General features: G+C 74.7%; 13 protein-coding genes. 2 read left to right on the top strand and 11 right to left on the bottom strand.

The features are described 5' to 3' along the window. Genes ABZ920_RS22230 through ABZ920_RS22200 form a run of 7 tightly spaced genes read right to left on the bottom strand, consistent with a single transcriptional unit; the run spans position 1 to position 8,102 of the window. Positions 1–1,089: an alpha/beta hydrolase gene (locus ABZ920_RS22230; protein ID WP_361507619.1), complete on the bottom strand. Its 1,089-nt coding sequence runs from the start codon at positions 1,087–1,089 to the stop codon at positions 1–3. After that, positions 1,086–1,853, bottom strand: a complete 768-nt coding sequence (locus ABZ920_RS22225) for a 2-oxo acid dehydrogenase subunit E2 (RefSeq protein WP_361507616.1) — start codon at positions 1,851–1,853, stop codon at positions 1,086–1,088. Before ABZ920_RS22225 ends, ABZ920_RS22230 begins: the two co-directional genes overlap by 4 nt. Beyond that, positions 1,850–2,077: an acyl carrier protein gene (locus tag ABZ920_RS22220; RefSeq protein WP_361507613.1), complete on the bottom strand. Its 228-nt coding sequence runs from the start codon at positions 2,075–2,077 to the stop codon at positions 1,850–1,852. Before ABZ920_RS22220 ends, ABZ920_RS22225 begins: the two co-directional genes overlap by 4 nt. Then, positions 2,074–3,975, bottom strand: a complete 1,902-nt coding sequence (locus tag ABZ920_RS22215) for an HAD-IIIC family phosphatase (protein WP_361507610.1) — start codon at positions 3,973–3,975, stop codon at positions 2,074–2,076. Before ABZ920_RS22215 ends, ABZ920_RS22220 begins: the two co-directional genes overlap by 4 nt. Next, positions 3,972–5,009 (bottom strand): 3-oxoacyl-ACP synthase III family protein, encoded by a 1,038-nt coding sequence (locus ABZ920_RS22210; protein WP_361507607.1) that lies wholly within the window; start codon positions 5,007–5,009, stop codon positions 3,972–3,974. The genes ABZ920_RS22215 and ABZ920_RS22210 overlap by 4 nt, the downstream gene beginning before the upstream one ends. Positions 5,010–5,035: 26 nt before the next feature. Next, on the bottom strand, positions 5,036–5,443 hold the full coding sequence (locus ABZ920_RS22205; protein ID WP_361507604.1) for a hypothetical protein: 408 nt from the start codon (positions 5,441–5,443) through the stop codon (positions 5,036–5,038). 58 nt (positions 5,444–5,501) lie between these two features. Further along, positions 5,502–8,102: an RHS repeat protein gene (locus tag ABZ920_RS22200; RefSeq protein WP_361507601.1), complete on the bottom strand. Its 2,601-nt coding sequence runs from the start codon at positions 8,100–8,102 to the stop codon at positions 5,502–5,504. A gap of 245 nt (positions 8,103–8,347) precedes the next feature. On the opposite strand from ABZ920_RS22200, the gene ABZ920_RS22195 reads away from it, so the two are divergent. Then, entirely contained in the window at positions 8,348–11,044 is a 2,697-nt protein-coding gene (locus ABZ920_RS22195) for an AAA family ATPase (RefSeq protein WP_361507598.1), read from the top strand. On the opposite strand, the gene ABZ920_RS22190 is transcribed toward ABZ920_RS22195, so the two are convergent. Genes ABZ920_RS22190 through ABZ920_RS22175 form a run of 4 tightly spaced genes read right to left on the bottom strand, consistent with a single transcriptional unit; the run spans position 10,981 to position 14,114 of the window. Beyond that, entirely contained in the window at positions 10,981–11,709 is a 729-nt protein-coding gene (locus ABZ920_RS22190; RefSeq protein WP_361507595.1) for a 4'-phosphopantetheinyl transferase superfamily protein, read from the bottom strand. The genes ABZ920_RS22195 and ABZ920_RS22190 overlap by 64 nt on opposite strands. Further along, a complete protein-coding gene (locus ABZ920_RS22185) occupies positions 11,706–12,563 on the bottom strand; it encodes a metallophosphoesterase (RefSeq protein WP_361507593.1) in 858 nt (285 codons plus the stop codon). The genes ABZ920_RS22190 and ABZ920_RS22185 overlap by 4 nt, the downstream gene beginning before the upstream one ends. Continuing rightward, positions 12,560–13,339, bottom strand: a complete 780-nt coding sequence (locus ABZ920_RS22180; RefSeq protein WP_361507590.1) for an alpha/beta fold hydrolase — start codon at positions 13,337–13,339, stop codon at positions 12,560–12,562. Before ABZ920_RS22180 ends, ABZ920_RS22185 begins: the two co-directional genes overlap by 4 nt. A gap of 1 nt (position 13,340) precedes the next feature. Then, positions 13,341–14,114 carry an AfsR/SARP family transcriptional regulator gene (locus ABZ920_RS22175; RefSeq protein WP_361507587.1) on the bottom strand — a complete coding sequence of 258 codons (774 nt, stop codon included), beginning with the start codon at positions 14,112–14,114 and terminating at the stop codon, positions 13,341–13,343. A 215-nt stretch (positions 14,115–14,329) separates the two neighbouring features. Between ABZ920_RS22175 and ABZ920_RS22170 the strand changes: the two genes are divergently transcribed. Beyond that, entirely contained in the window at positions 14,330–14,569 is a 240-nt protein-coding gene (locus ABZ920_RS22170) for a DUF6059 family protein (RefSeq protein ID WP_361507584.1), read from the top strand. Positions 14,570–14,705 lie beyond the last annotated feature (136 nt).

Genomic DNA, 14,705 nt, shown 5'->3' with positions numbered 1-14,705 from the left:
TCACGCGGACCGCCCCCCGCCGTAGCGCAGCCGGGCGAACTCCCGTGTCAGGGCGGCACGTTCGGTCCCGTACCCGCCGCGCATCCGCAGCACCGACAGCAGCGTCCACAGCCGCGTCTGGGCGAAGTGCGACGGTGAGCCGTGCACGTCGTCGTGGGCCAGCAGCCGTATCCCGCGCACCTCCTCGCGCAGGTGGCGGGCGTCGGCCGGCGGGATGATCTCGTCGCGCAAACTGGTCACATGGGCCACCGGCACCCGCAGCGCCGCCAGTTCGTCCCCGGTCAGCGCCCAGTCCCGGATCACGTCGTACACCTTGTCCGGCGCGGTGCCGGTGAGATGCGCGAGGGTGTCGGTGGTGACCCGCGGCACGTGCCGCTGCCAGCCGGTGTCCGTGAAGAAGTCGCGCACCGGCAGACCCGCCCCCACCACACCCCGGATCCGGTCGTCGCGCAGCGCGGCACGCAGCGCCAGATGCCCGCTGAAGCTCAGCGCCAGCGCATACGTACGGGACACGTCCGCGCGGCCGGCGACCGCGTCCAGCAGCGCGGAGAACATGCCGGGGGCGTCCGCGTCGTAGGGCAGCGTGTTCTCGCCGACGCCCGGCATCTCCGTGACGACGCCCGCGAAACCGAGGTCGCCGATCTGGGTCAGGACCGGCGCCCACTGCTCCTTGACCGAGACGATGCCGCCGGTCATCACCAGCAGCGGCCGCGGCTCGGCGGCGTCCAGTCCCACCGTCCAGCAGCGCACCCGGCCCACGGGCAGCGTCACGTCGAGCCGCTCGATCGCCGGGAACGCCGCCGCGCGCCAGGCGTCGAACGCCTCGGTGCAGCGCTCAAGGGCGCCCTGCCGGGCCGGGCCGTCCACGAACGGGAAGCGGGCCATGTTGTAGTGCACACAGGCGTCGAGCAGCCGGCCCTCCCCGGCCAGTCGGTCCGCCTCGGCGCTCCACTCGCGCACCCATGACCCCGGCGTACCGTCGCCGTCGTCACGGACGCGGGCGAGCAGCGGGTCGTAGTGCTCCGGCGGCAGGCCCTGCGAACGGGTGTGGGCCACCACGAAGTTCTTCAGCTCCGCGACGTCGTTCATACGCTCTCCAGCGCTTCCTTGACTTCGGTCAGCACGTCCGCCGCCTCGGCCCCGTCGATCACCCGGTGGTCGAAACAGAGGCTGAGCCGCAGCACGGGCGCCACGGTCACCTCCCCGTCGCGCACCACCGGCCGGTCGATGACCCTGCCCACGCCGAACGTCAGCGTCGTGCCGCCCACCGACTGGAAGGAGTCCACCGCCCGGTGGCCGAGCGACGTCACCGCGACCGTGCCGGTCAGATGCGGCCGCAGTGCCAGCGAGCGGGCGGCCCGCCGGAACCGCCGCCGGGCCGCGAGCAGCGCGCCCCGGTGCAGCGCCCGGATGCCCTCGAACTCCGGGGCCCGCTGCGGATCGCTCTCCCGCACCCGCTCCAAGTGGCGTTGGATGTCGGCCAGCCGGGCCTCGTGCAGATCCGGCACGACCGTGCCGAGCACCACCCGGTGACCCCCCAGCGTGCGGTCCAGGGTGAGCTTGCCGCTGACGAACGGGTAGCGGGCGACGCGGGGCCGCCACGGCGGGCCGCTCACCGCCGCGTTCGCCTCCGGGTGCTTGGCCAGCACCCCGCCCACCGCGTGCAGCACGTACGCGGTCGTCGCGTACCGCACCCCGTCGGCCTCCAGGGCCGCCGTCCGATGCGCGCGGACCGCGCTCATGTCGACCTCGGTGTCCAGGAAGACCGGCGCGAACTCCCGGATCACCTCCTGGAAGAACAGCGTGTGCCGGCGCTGCCGGGGCACCGGTTCGCCGACGCGCGGCGCGCTCACGACGTGGTCGCCAGACGGTAGACGGCCTCCAAGGACGGCGCCTGAAGGACCTCGGAGAGCGCCAGCGACCGGCCCGTCTCCCGCTCCAGGATCGTGCACACCGACAGCAGGTGCACCGAGTCCCATGACGGGACCGCGTCGAAGCCGAGGCCGATGTCGTCGACGGTGACGGACAGGGCGAGTTCGTCGCGCAGCAGGGCCACGAAGTCGTCGATGGAATTCACGGGGTGTCGTTCCCTCCGGGTTCGGGCCGCAGCCTCGCGGTCAGACGGATGTGCTCCGGCGGCTCGGGCACCTGGGCCAGGTCGTGCCGGAACAGCTCCCCCGGCCCGTCGCCCGGGCCGGGCACCGCGGTGAAGCCGGAGCGCGGGTAGAAGTCGGCGACCTTGCCGTTCTTCGCGCTCGGCACATAGCGGCCGAGGACCTGCCGGGCGCCCGTGGCCCGGGCGTCCGCCAGCACGGCGGCCAGGACCGCCTGCTCGATGCCGCGCGAGAACACCCGGCAGCTCAGCAGGAAGTTGTCCACGCGCACCGTGTCGCCGTCGCGGTGCAGCAGCACCGCGCCGACCAGGCCGTTGTCCCCGAACCGGTCGCCGGACGCGATCGCCAGGACGTCCGCGTCGGACGCCTGCGAGAGCGCCTGCACGTCAGCGGTCTGCAGCCGCTCGGTGGTCAGGTTGAACTGGTTGGTGCGCAGCGTGATCTGGGAGACCCGGGCCAGCTGCCCGGCCGTGGCGGGCGCCACCGTCACCGTGACGCCCAGCTCCCGCAGATAGCCCTCCAGGGAGTCGAAGTCGTCCAGGAAGTCCCGGCGCGCCCGCTCCTGCCGGTACCGGGCGGGCCGGGCCCGGTCCTCCGCGGTCAGCTCCCGTACGTCGAACCAGCCGTCGCGCAGCAGGTCCCCGACGTGCCGGGCCGGTTCGTCACCCACCGCGACCACGGCGACGCCCGGCAGCTCCCGGCGCACCAGACCGCGCTCGAAGGAGCTGTCGTCGACGAACACCACACTGTCCACGGACAGGTTCAGGTCCGCGGCGAGCTCCGTAAGGTTCTCGTGCTTGGGCCGCCAGTCGGCCCGCACCTGCACGAAGTCCGCCTCGCGCAGCGCCAGTTCGGGATGGTCGCGCAGCACCTTCACGACCGGCTCCAGGTCGTTCTTGCTGACCGCGGCCAGCAGCACGCCCTGCGCGGACAGCTGCCGGGCCACCCGCTGGAAGCGCTGGAACGCCTCCCCGCGATAGCCGCCCGCCACCTCGATGCCCTCCGGGCCGGCCTCGCCGAGGACGCCGCCCCACAGCGTTCCGTCCAGGTCGAGGGCGAGCACCTTCTTGCCGCCGCCCGACGACTGGCGTAGCAGATGGCCCACTTCCCGCGCGTACGCGGCGAGCAGTTCCGGCGACAGATGCGCCTTCGCGTACACGCTCTGCCGTACGTCGCGGGCGGGCAGCCCCTCGGCGAGCAGCGGGTCGAGGTCCACGGTGACGGTCTGCGGCCACCGCTCGGCCAGCCGCAGCAGGCGGGCGTTGGCCTCCCGCCACGCGGCGCCGAGCCGGGCGCGCGAGCGCAGGTCGACGAGCTGCGCGGTCAGCTCCCGTGGCAGCGGCAGCGTGTTGAGGACCAGGGTGGCGCCGGGCGCGGCCCGCGTGAAAACCTCCGCCGCCCGCTCCACCAGGTCGACCTTTTGACCGAGAACCCGCTCGGCGTCCTCGGCCGTCCACGGCAGCGGCAGCTCGTCGGCGACCAGGGCCGCGTCCAGCAGGCACAGCACGAACGTCGGGCGGCGCGAGTACAGGGCGCTGTCCGGGCTGACGAGGTCGAAGACCCAGCTGTCGAAGTCCGACAGCTCCACCCGGGCGAGGAGCCCGTGCCGGGCGGCCTGCGCGGTGAGCGCGGGCGGCAACGCGGACAGGGTCCCGTGCCCGGTCACGGCGACGAGCGGTGCGGGCGTGTCGGGGTGGGCGGCCAGCACCTCGTCGGCGTCGAGCCGGGCCAGCAGATGGCCCGCGCGGGCCAGGCCCGCGTCGTCGAGTTCCGCCAACAGGCCGCGCACACGCGGGTAACGGGCGGCGAGCAGGCCGTCGCGGTGCAGTGCGGCGAGTTCGGCCGAGGCGTCCTGGGTCACGGGGCGCTCCCCTCCAGCGCGAAGCCCGCCTTGAGCCACTTGCTGGACTCGATGGAGATCCCCAACGCGCGCTCGCCAGCGTTGAGTTCGGCCAGGGCCCGCTCCAGCTGCAGGAAGACGATGGCGTTGCCGCAGTTGCCCGCGTCGTCGACCACCGACACGTCGTGCGCCGCCGGCAGCGCGAGCCGGTCGCTGATCAGCCGGGTCATCCGGCCCGACAGCTGCGGTGGCAGCAGCAGACCCACGTCCTCAGGGCGCCAGCCGGTGTCCGCGAGGAGTTCGTGGAGCACCTCCTCGGTCATCCGGGGCACGTGTTCCTCGATCGCCTTGTAGTCCTCGGTGGCGGCCGGCCGGTCGCTGTCCCGGTCGGCGGGCCCGAACCACTCCAGGACGGCGCCCGGTTCCCGGCCGAGCCCGACGAGCCGGGTGAACAGGGCCCGCACCGCCGCCGACCCGGGGCCCGGCTCGGCGGACACGACGGCGGCGCCCGCCGCGTCGCCGAACAGCACGAAGTTGACCAGCTCGGCCGGGTCCGCGCGGCGCAGGTCGGTCGTCACGTCGTAGAACCGGGCGATGACGTCACCGCCGAGGGCCAGGACCCGGCGGGCGGCGCCGCCGAGCACCAGCTGCCGGGCCACGTCGAGCGCCTGCACGGCGCCCGAGCAGCCCGACTGCAGCTGGAAACTGCGGACCTTGTCGATGCCGAGCCGGTCGGCGACCACGTTGACCGTGGCGGGCATCAGCCGGTCCGGGGTCGCGGTGCCCAGCACCACCGCGTCGATGTCGCCGGGCGCGAGCGCGGCCGCCTTCAGCGCCTTGCGGCCGGCCTCCTCCGCGAGGTCCGCGAGCGTGCCGGTGAGCCGGCCCGACTCCAGGTCGAGGGCGAGATGCCGCGACCGGGTGCCGATGAACGCCTCGACCCACTGCTCCCACAGCGCGTCCATGCCGAACCGGCGGGCCAGCGCCGCGTTGTCCACCGCCGGCCCGGGCAAGGTCGAGGCCGCCGACAGAATGTGCACGTCCTGCTGGGACATGTGCCGTTCCTCCTTGGGGGCCGCGACTAGTCGGAGAGCAGGATCCGTGCCTCGGCCGACGCCCGGACCCCGGTCATCCGCCACTTGCGGAAGCCGGTCAGGCCCGCGTAGCGGCCGCTCGTCCCGGTCGCCGGGTAGAACACCCACTCGCTGGTGCGCACGTCGTGGAAGTCGGCCCACCCCTCGGCGTGGATGGTGCCGTCCTCCAGGGTGATGTCCTCCGAGTAGTAGGTGAGCAGCCCGTCGTCGCCGGGGCGCACGTACTTGATGGTGAAGGTGCCGTGCGAGGTGCCGATCAGCTGGCCGGTCTCGTCGTACAGCTCGTCGTCGAAGGTGCCGCCCTGCCCGATCTGCGGGTCCTCCAGGTTGTGCACGTCGTCGACGACCTTGACGACGACTTCCTTGGGCACGCGCAGCACGATCTGGTCCGCCATGGTGGATGCCTTTCTCGATGGGGTGACGCGTCGGGACGGGGCTGAGGAACCAGGGGGGTCAGGGGGTGAACAGGGCGCGCCGCGCCGGCTGCCCGGCGAGAAGCGGCTGCCGGTCGGGTGTCACCCCGGGGCCGGTCACGTCGAACACGGCGGCGCCGGGCCTGCCCGGACCCGGCGGGCGGGGGAAGAAGCCGCGCACGTCACCGCCGCGGGCCACGACGGCCCACACGCCGTGCCGCGTCCAGGTCCCGGTGTTCACCGGGTCGTTGTCCGCGAACGTGTACGGCGCGTACTGCAGCCCGGTCGGGTCGGGCTGCGTGAAGCGGCCCCAGAAGCCGTTGTAGAAGTGGTGGTCGAGCAGGTGGGCGCTGCGCAGCAGCTGGTAGGCGCCCCGGTAGCGGAAGGGGCAGGCCGCCGCGGCGTCGCCGCCGGCCGTCACGGCGCCGTGCGGGGTGTAGCCGTAGCGGGCCGCGACACGGCCGTCCTCGTCGAGCAGGGCGAGGACCGAGCCCTGCTGGTCGGTGACGGTCCAGTAGTGCCGGCCGTCCGCGGTGAGCACGGCGAGCAGGGTGCCGTCGGGGGCGCGCACGACGTCGGTGGGCACCCCGTCGTCCAGGACGCGCGCGATACCGAGCGGTGTGTAGGTGAACACGTGCGTGACGGTGCGGCCGTCGAGCGCGGTCTCGGTGATCCGGCGGGGCATCTCCTGGCCGAGCGCGTCGTAGCGCATCTCGGCGACCAGCTGCCCGCCGAAGACGCCGGCCAGCGTCTGGTTCGTGGGGCTGTAGCTGAAGGAGCCGGTCGGATTCACCTCGTCGGTGAAGTTGCCCGCGCCGTCGTAGCCGAACTCCGTCTCCCCGAACCGCACCACCTGGCCCGCCGCGTTGAGGGTGAAGTCGATCGAGCCGAGCCGGACCAGATGGTGCGCGTCGTCGTAGGAGTACGTGACGTCACCGGCCCGCACCAGCCGCTTCAGGCCGTCGTACGCGTACGCCGTGGTCTCACCGTCGACGGTCGCGGAGCGCAGCACGTCGGTGTCGGTGCCGTCCGGCAGCGCGTAGTCGTAGGCCGCGCGCAGCAGCTCCGCGCCGTCCCGGCCGCGCACCACCAGCGAGGTGCGGCGGCCCGACGCGTCATAGCCGATCTCCTGCACGGCCGGGCCGGTGTCGAGGCGGACGGGGCGGCCCGCCGCGTCGTGCGTGAGGCGGACGGTCAGCCCCGACGGGCCGGTGACGGTGGCCGGCGCTCCCGCCGCGTCGTAGGTGTAGCGGGTGGTGCCGCCCGCCGTCGTCACGGACAGCGGGGCGCCCGCCGCGTCGTACGTCAGGCGTACCTCGTCGCGGTCCGCGCCCTCGGTGCGGACCGCGGCGGCCAGGCGGCTGCCGGCCTGCGTGCGCACCCACGTGAAGTCGTACGACCAGCCCGCGCCCGCCTTGCGGACCACCCGGCCCAGCGCGTCGTGGACCAGGGTCAGCAGGACGTCGCCCGCGTCCTCGTCACGCACCTCGGTGAGCCGGCCCGACGCGTCGTGCCGGTAGCCGGTGCGCCGCCCGTTGCCCGCGGTCACCGCGGTGATCCGGGACAGGCCGTCGCGGTGGAGGACGGTGCGGCCCAGCGGCGCGGGCGGCGCGACCGCGGTGAGCAGGCCGTCCGCGTCGTACTCGAAGCCGGTCGTGTCGCCCTTGCCGTCCGTGAGGGAGAGCAGCCCGCCGTGGCCCGGATCGTAGGCACGCCGGTCCACGGGCGCCGACCGGCCGGGCGCGCCGGTGGTGACGAGGCGCCCCTGCGCGTCGTAGGCGAGGAGCAGCGTGTCGCCCGCCGGGTCGCGCAACGCGGTCGCCAGCGCGGGGTGGTCCGGGTCGTCGTACGCGGCCGTGGAGCGCGCCGACGTCGGCAGCGTCAGCTCCGTCAACTGCCCCTGTGGGCCGTGGGCGTAGCGGGTGGTGTGCCCGGTGGCGTCGGTGGCCGCGGCGAGCCGGCCGTGCTCGTCCCACGACCAGCGGGCGAGCTCCCCGGCCGGGCCGGTCACCGACAGCGGCCGGTCCTCGGCGTCGAAGGCCTGCACGGTCACCCGGCCCACGGCGTCGGTCACCGTGACCCGCCCCGGCGCGTACCCGAAGCGGACCCGGGCGGGCCCCCGCGGACCCTCCCAGGTGACCTCCGCCACGGCACCCGCGGGGTCGTACGCGATGTCGACGGCGCCGCCGTCGGGCAGCAGCAGACCGGCGAGCCGGCCCGCCGCGTCCCACCGGTAGCCGGTGTCGTGACCGCCCGCGTCGGTGTGCCGCACCAGCCGCCCGTCCCCGTCGTACGCGAACGCCGCGGCCCGCGCGCCCAGCGGATCGAGCACCGCCGTGACCCGCCCGTCGGCGTCGCGCGACAGCACCGCCCGGCGGCCGCGCGCGTCGGATCCCGCGCCCCGCGACGGCGTCCAGCCGGGCCCGAACCCGTCACCGGTGTCGCCGGGCCCGTCGGGTTTGCCGCCGCCGCGGTACTCGCACACCACGCGCAGTTCACCGCCGGGCGGGCCCGCCACGAACAGGTCCTGCCGGCGCAGCCCCAACTCGCCGCTGGGCAGCGCCACATGGAGTTCCTGCGTGTCTCCGAGAGGCAATCGCCACTGGACGGCATCGGTCAGGAGGTCGCAGGGTACGGTCACGGTGGGCTCCTCGGTCCGGTCGGCGGAGCGCCAGCCTCACCCTGGGGTCTAAAGCTGTCCTAAGGGCTCTCGACTCCCGTCCGCGGGACGGTGGATGAAAGGTGTATGACACTCCTGTTACGCGTTGTTCGCCGCTACCCGGTCCCCGTACGCTGGGCCGAGTCGAAGTCGTCCCGTGCGCCGTCTCGGGTGCAACGCGCCCTTGAGACCGTGTCCGCGGGGCCCGGGGGAAAGGGACGTCAGACGTGACCACCACCACGACCCGAATACGGACCTCCGCGCCGTTCACGGTGCGGAGCGCCGAACTGCAGCGGCTGCTGGCCGCGGTGGACCAGTGCGCGGTCCGCCGGGGCGGTGTCATGGAGGTCGGCGGTGACCCCGGCGCCGGCAAGACCCGGCTGCTGACCGCCCTCGCCCAGGAGGCCCGCGCCCGCGGCCTGACCGTGGTGCGCGGCACCGCCGCGGAGAGCCACGCGGACGTCCCCTTCCAGCCGTTCCTCGAAGCGTTCGGCAACTGGTTCCCCGGTTCCGGTGGCACCGCCCCGCACCCGGCCGCCGCCCTCGTGCGCGCCCTGGCCGACCCGCCCACCGGGCACCGGCGCACCGACTTCACCGGCCGCTGCCGCTTCTACGCCGACCTGCGCACCCTGCTCGCCGCCTGCGTCGCCGCCACCGACCACGGACTGCTCCTGCTGCTCGACGACGCCCACTGGAGCGACATCGGCTCCGTCGAACTCCTCGACATGCTGGTGCGCTGGCCCGTCACCAGCGGACTGACCGTGGTCGTCGCGCACCGGCCGCGCCAGACCCCCGTGGCGCTGCGCGCCGTACTGCAGCAGGGCCTCGAACTCGGCGCGGTCGAACCGGTGCGGCTCGAACCCCTCACCGTCACCCAGAGCGCTCACCTCCTCCAAGGGGCGTGCCGCACCGAGGAGTTGGAGGCACTGCACGCCAGCGCCTCCGGCAACCCCCTCTACCTCACGGCCCTCGCCGAGACCGCCCCCGGCACCCCGGACAGTGAAGCCGCGAGCACCCTGACGGCGCGCCTGCTCACCGAGACGGCGCACCTCGACGACACCGAGCGGACCGCCCTGTACGCGGCGGCGGTTCTCGGCGACACCTTCGACGTCGACGGAGTCGCCGAGGTCGCCGCCCTCGACCGTGACACCGCCTGCCGGGCGCTCGGCGCCCTGCGCCGCCGCGACCTCGTGCGCACCGCCACCACCGGCCGGCTCGCCTTCCGGCACCCGCTCATCCGCCGGGCCCTGTACGCGGAGTCCGACGCCTGCTGGCGGGCCGGCGCCCACCGCCGGGCCACGCACCGGCTCGCCGCGCTCGGCGCCCCGCCCGTCGAACTCGCCCCGCACATCGAGCGGGCCGGCACCAGCCCCTCCGCGGCCGACCTCGCCGCACTCGCCGAGGCCGCCCGCGCCGCTCTGCACCTGGGACGCGTGGAGGACGCGGCGCACTGGCTGACCCTGACGCTCGGCGCGAAGGGCACGGCCCCCGACGGCACACCGGAACTGTGGCGCTCCGTCGTCCGGGCGCTCGCCGCCCGGGGCGCGGTGGAGAGCATCCGCACCCTCGGCCGCGGCTACCTCGCGTCCCCCGCGGCGGCCACCGACCGCGCGGCCGACGTCGCGTTCCTGGCCGGCGTCTACGGCGGACTGGGCCACGCCGACGAGGCGCGCAGCCTGATCGCCGCCCACCTCTCACGCGCGGCGGACACCGGCCCCCGGCAGGCCGCGGCGTTCCAGGTGCAACTGCGCCTGGTCCAGGTGCTCGCCGGATCACTGCCGGCCCGTTCCGACATCGAGACCCTGGTGCGCGGCACCCGCGACGCCGACGCGGCCGCCGCAGGCGGCGCGCTCGCCCTGCACGGCCTGTGCGCCGTGCTCACCGGCGACATCTGCACCGCGGAGGCCCGCCTCGGCGCCGCCGCCCAACTCCTCGACTCCGTCGACACCACGGCCGCCACCGCCGTGCACCTGCTGACGCTCGGCTGGGCCGAGTCCCTCATGGGCCGGCACGGCGCGGCCCTCGGCCACATCGAGCGCGCCGTGCCGCTCGTCCGGGAGAACGGCGACGACCACCTGCTGGCGCCGATGCTCAACACCCTGTCCTACGCGCACTACCAGAGCGGCCGCATGGCCGACGCCCTCGACGCCGCCCAGGAGGCCCGCACCATCGGCCGGGCCGTCGGCCGCACCGACCAGGCCGGTCTCGCCGCCGCCGTCATCTCCGCCGCACTCGCCCAGCTGGGCGGCGCCGCCCAACTGGGCCGCGACCCGGCCGCCGCGGCCCCCACCGAGCAGGTGCCGCGGACCCCGCTCAACGCGCTGCTGCACGCCGAGGCCGCCCTGGCCCGCGGCGACGGGGAGCGCGCCCTGTCGCTGCTGCTGCCGGCCGGCGCCGCCTGGCGGGTGTCCGAACCGGTGCCGGTCCTCGCCGCCCGCGGCTACGAACTCCTCGCTGCCGCCGCGCTGTTGATCGGAGGGCGCGACAAGGAGGCGGACATCGCCCAGTGGGCCGAGCACGCCGCCGAGGCCGCCGCCGGGATCGGACTGCCCGAGCAGAGCGGTCACGCTCTGCTGGCCCGCGGCCACCTGCTGGCCCAGCGCGGCCGGGCCGAGGAGGCGGCCCGCACCTACGAGGACGCGGTGGAGCTCCTCGGCGCCGAGACCCCGGCGGGCGTACGGGCCCGGCAGCTGGCGCGCCGGGCCCGGGCCGGGGCGGGCCGCGGCACCGCGCTGCTCGCCGACCTGACCGTGCGCGAGCGGGAGGTCGCGGACCTGGCCGGTCAGGGCTTCAAGTCCAAGGACATCGCCGAGCGGCTGAGCGTCAGCCCCCGGACCGTCGACGTCCATCTGACCCGGATCTACAGCAAGTTGGGGGTCGACTCGAAGGCCGCGCTGGTCCGGCTGATGGCCGTCGCCGGCTGAGCGACCACCACGGCGGAGGCGAGCAGCCCGCCGGCGGCCGCCCAGCGTCCCTCGAACACGGCGACCGGCCGCCCGCCGACCAGCGGGCCCGGCACCAGGAGCCGGGCCTGGAACGTGCCCTGGCGGGCCCCGGACGGCGGCACCGCGAACACGAGGTCCGCCTCCGGGAAGTCCAGCAGCCGCCCGGTCAGCGGGAACCACGCCTTGTAGACGGCCTCCTTGGCGCTGAACAGCAGCCGGTCCCAGGAGATCTGGGGCACGGCGGCGCGCAGCCGCGGCATCCGCGCCCGCTCCTCGCGCAGCGACACCGTCTCCAGCATGCCCGCCGGCAGCGGCAGATCGGGCTCCGCGTCGATGCCGAGCGCGGCCGTGGCCGACGCCCGCGCCACCGCCGCGGCCCGGTATCCGGCGCAGTGCGTCATGCTCCCGACGATCCCGTCCGGCCACCGCGGCGCGCCACGGCGGCCCGGCAGCAGCGGCGCCCCGGCGAACCCGAACCGGGCCAGGGCCGTGCGCGCGCAGTGGCGTACGGTCGTGAACTCGCGGCGCCGGGACTCCACGGCGTGCGCCACCAGCGGCTCCTCGCCCGGATGCAGCCGGGCCTGCGGCGGGTCGCCGTACACCTCCGCCACCTCCGTGCCCGGCGGCAGCAGTTCGCGGATCATCGCGGTCCTCCCGGCGGCGCGGGCAGGATGCGGCGCGGTGCGCCGGACGGCCGGGCGCGGGCGCGCCACTCTCGTGGATAGCCCACGGACACCTCCTCGAAGCGGACCCCGTCGTGCCAGGTGGTGCGCGGAATGTGCAGATGCCCGTACACCACCGCCGCTGCCCGGTAGCGCAGGTGCCAGTCCCGGGTCGCCTCGGTGCCGCACCAGGCCGCGAAGTCGGGGTGGCGCAGGATCCGGGTGGGCTCGCGCACCAGCGGGAAGTGGTTCACCAGGACGGTCCGTACCTGCGGGTCCAGCGCGTCGAGGCGGGCCGCGGTCGCGTCGAGCCGGGCCCGGCACCAGACGTCGAGCGACGGGTACGGGTCCGGGTGCAGCAGTGCTTCGTCGGCGGCCACCACCCCGTTGGCGTGCGCCCGCGCCAGCACCTCCTGCTTGGTGCGCGCGCCCGGCTGCCGGAACGTGTAGTCGTACAGCAGGAACAGCGGTGCCACGGTCACCGGGCCCCCCTCGCCGTGCCACACCGGGTACGGGTCCTCGGGCGTGACGACCCCCAACTCCCGGCAGACATCCACCAGATGGCGGTAGCGCCCCTCGCCGCGCAGCGTGACCGGATCGAGCCGGTGCGTCCACAGCTCGTGGTTGCCGGGCACCCACACCACCTTCGCGAACCGCTTGCTCAGCAGCTCCAGCGCCCAGACGACGTCCGAGACGATCTCCCCGGTGTCCCCGGCGACGATCAGCCAGTCGTCGTCGTGCTCGGGCCACAGCGCCTCGGTCACCGCACGGTTGTCGTCGAAGGCGACATGCAGGTCGCTGATGGCGAGCAGGCTGCCGCCCGGCGCGCCGCTCACACCGGCCCGCCGGGCAGCCGCGACCCGACCAGCCGCGCCACGGCCTCCCACTGGTCGGCGAGAAAGAAGTGCCCACCCTCGAACACCCGCAACTCGAAGGGTCCCGTGGTGTGTTGGGCCCACGCGGCGACGTCGTCGACGGACGCCTCGGTGTCAGCGGCGCCGGCGAGCGCCACCACGGGACACGACAGCGGTGCCCCGGGGGTGCCCGAGTAGGCTGCCACGGCACGGTAGTCGGCCCGCAGGGCGGGCAGGATCAACTCCCGTAGGTCCGCGTCGTCCAGGAGGCGTGTGCCGGTGCCGCCGAGCCGGCGGACCTTGTCGAGCAGCGCGTGGTCGTCGTGGAAGAACTCGGTGCCACGCCGCGGCCGGGACGGGGCCCGGCGGCCGGACACGAACAGCGCGCCGGGGCCGTCGTCGTTCCGGGACAGCAGCGCGGCGGTCTCGTACGCCACCGACGCGCCCATGCTGTGGCCGAGGAACGCCCAAGGGGCGCCGGTGACGCGGGGGCTTTCCGTCAGGACGCCGGCGATCGTCTCGGCCAGCCGGTGCAGGTCCTCGACGGCGGGCTCCCGGTGCCGGTCCTGGCGGCCCGGGTACTGCACGGCCAGCACCTCCACCCGGGGCGGCAGCGCTGCCGCGAGCGGCTGCCAGTACCCGGCCGCACCGCCCGCGTGCGCGAAACAGACCAGGGTGGCCGCAGTGTCGCGGCCGAGCCGCAGCGGGCGCAGCCAACGGGCGTCCGCACCGGACCGTACACCGGTTCCGAAGGCCATCTCAGCTCGCCAGCGGGAGGTCGAGGTGCCGGTCGGAGGTCAGGATCGCCTGGTGCATGCGGCGCAGCGAACGGCAAGGCTCCAGGCCCAGTTCGGCCCGCAGCACCCGCTGCGCGGAGCGGTACACCTGCAGCGCCTCGGCCTGCCGCTCCGAGCGGTACAGCACCAGCATCAGCTGCCGGTAGAACGCCTCGCGCAGCGGGTACTGCGCGGTCAGCCGGGACAGCAGGCTGATCACCTCACGGTGCCGGCCGAGCGCGGTACGGGCGTCCACCAGCAGTTCCAGGCAGGCCAGGCGCTCCTCCTCGACCCAAGTGCTGAACGAGGCCAGCGCGGTGCCTTCAGCCGTGCCGGCCAGCACCGGGCCGCGGACGAGGGCGAGAGCCCGGTCGAACTCCCTCGACGCCCGTTCGTGGCGGCCCGCGTGCTGGTGCTCGCGGCCGGTCCGCATGGCCTCCTGGAAGTCGTCCACGTCGAGCCCCGCCCCTCCGCGCCGCAGCAGATAGCCGGCCGGGGTGGTGGCGATGGCCCGTCCTTCGGTGTCGCCCGCACGGACGAGGAACTTGCGCAGCTGCGAGACGTAGACATGGACGGCCGCGGCCGCACGGCGCGGCGGGCGCGTCCCCCACAACTCGGTGATCAGCTGGTCCTTGGTGACACTCTGCCCGGCGCTCGTGAGCAGCAGGGCGAGGAGGGTCTCCATCTTGGGGGCACTGAGGGTGAAATGGTCCTGTCCGTTCGTGACGCGCAGCGGGCCCAGTAGTTCGTAACGCATCGACACCTCCTGCGATAGGGGAAGTCGGTTGTGATCTGGAGAGCACACTCGCGTCCGCGCCGCTGTCCGCGCATCAGTGGAACTACGTACGTGACGGCGTTTGGCCGATAACCGCCCATGGAACCACGCCGGTTCGGAGCCTTCCGGACACCACGGCCCAGCCTTCCCCACACCGCTTTGGTCTCGCTTAGGCGGACGTTGGGACGCTTGCCGGCATGCGCACCTTCGTCGTCCGTCTCCTCCGCGGCGTGTACGAAAGCCTGGTCGCCTTCGGACAGCTGTGGACCCTCCAGCCACCGCCCGCGCCCTCGTCCCCGCACGCGTCCGTGGACACCCCCGCGCCGCCGCCGCTGGCCGGCCCGCCGCCGGGCCACCCGGAGCGCCTCTCCCCGGACCTCCCGCTCACTCCGGTCGAAGAGGCCGTGGCACGCGCCCTGCGGGACGGTGTCGGTTAGCTGCCCACCGCCTGCGCGGTCGCGCCGCGCGCCACGAGTTCCGGGAGGAGCTCGCCGGGGTGGTTCTGGCCGCCCTCGATCTGGGCGACAGCAGATCGACCGCCGCCCGGCCCACAAGAACGCCGTCCGGCGATGC

The organism is Streptomyces sp. NPDC046831 (assembly GCF_040645305.1).
Taxonomy (GTDB): domain Bacteria; phylum Actinomycetota; class Actinomycetes; order Streptomycetales; family Streptomycetaceae; genus Streptomyces.
This window is presented reverse-complemented; position numbering and strand designations above follow the sequence as displayed.

Coding starts and splice junctions, on each gene's coding strand:
- ABZ920_RS22170 (WP_361507584.1), top strand. CDS start 14,330: ATGCGCACCTTCGTCGTCCGTCTCCTCCGCGGCGTGTACGAAAGCCTG.
- ABZ920_RS22180 (WP_361507590.1), bottom strand. CDS start 13,339: ATGGCCTTCGGAACCGGTGTACGGTCCGGTGCGGACGCCCGTTGGCTG.
- ABZ920_RS22190 (WP_361507595.1), bottom strand. CDS start 11,709: ATGATCCGCGAACTGCTGCCGCCGGGCACGGAGGTGGCGGAGGTGTAC.
- ABZ920_RS22175 (WP_361507587.1), bottom strand. CDS start 14,114: ATGCGTTACGAACTACTGGGCCCGCTGCGCGTCACGAACGGACAGGAC.
- ABZ920_RS22205 (WP_361507604.1), bottom strand. CDS start 5,443: ATGGCGGACCAGATCGTGCTGCGCGTGCCCAAGGAAGTCGTCGTCAAG.
- ABZ920_RS22210 (WP_361507607.1), bottom strand. CDS start 5,009: ATGTCCCAGCAGGACGTGCACATTCTGTCGGCGGCCTCGACCTTGCCC.
- ABZ920_RS22230 (WP_361507619.1), bottom strand. CDS start 1,089: ATGAACGACGTCGCGGAGCTGAAGAACTTCGTGGTGGCCCACACCCGT.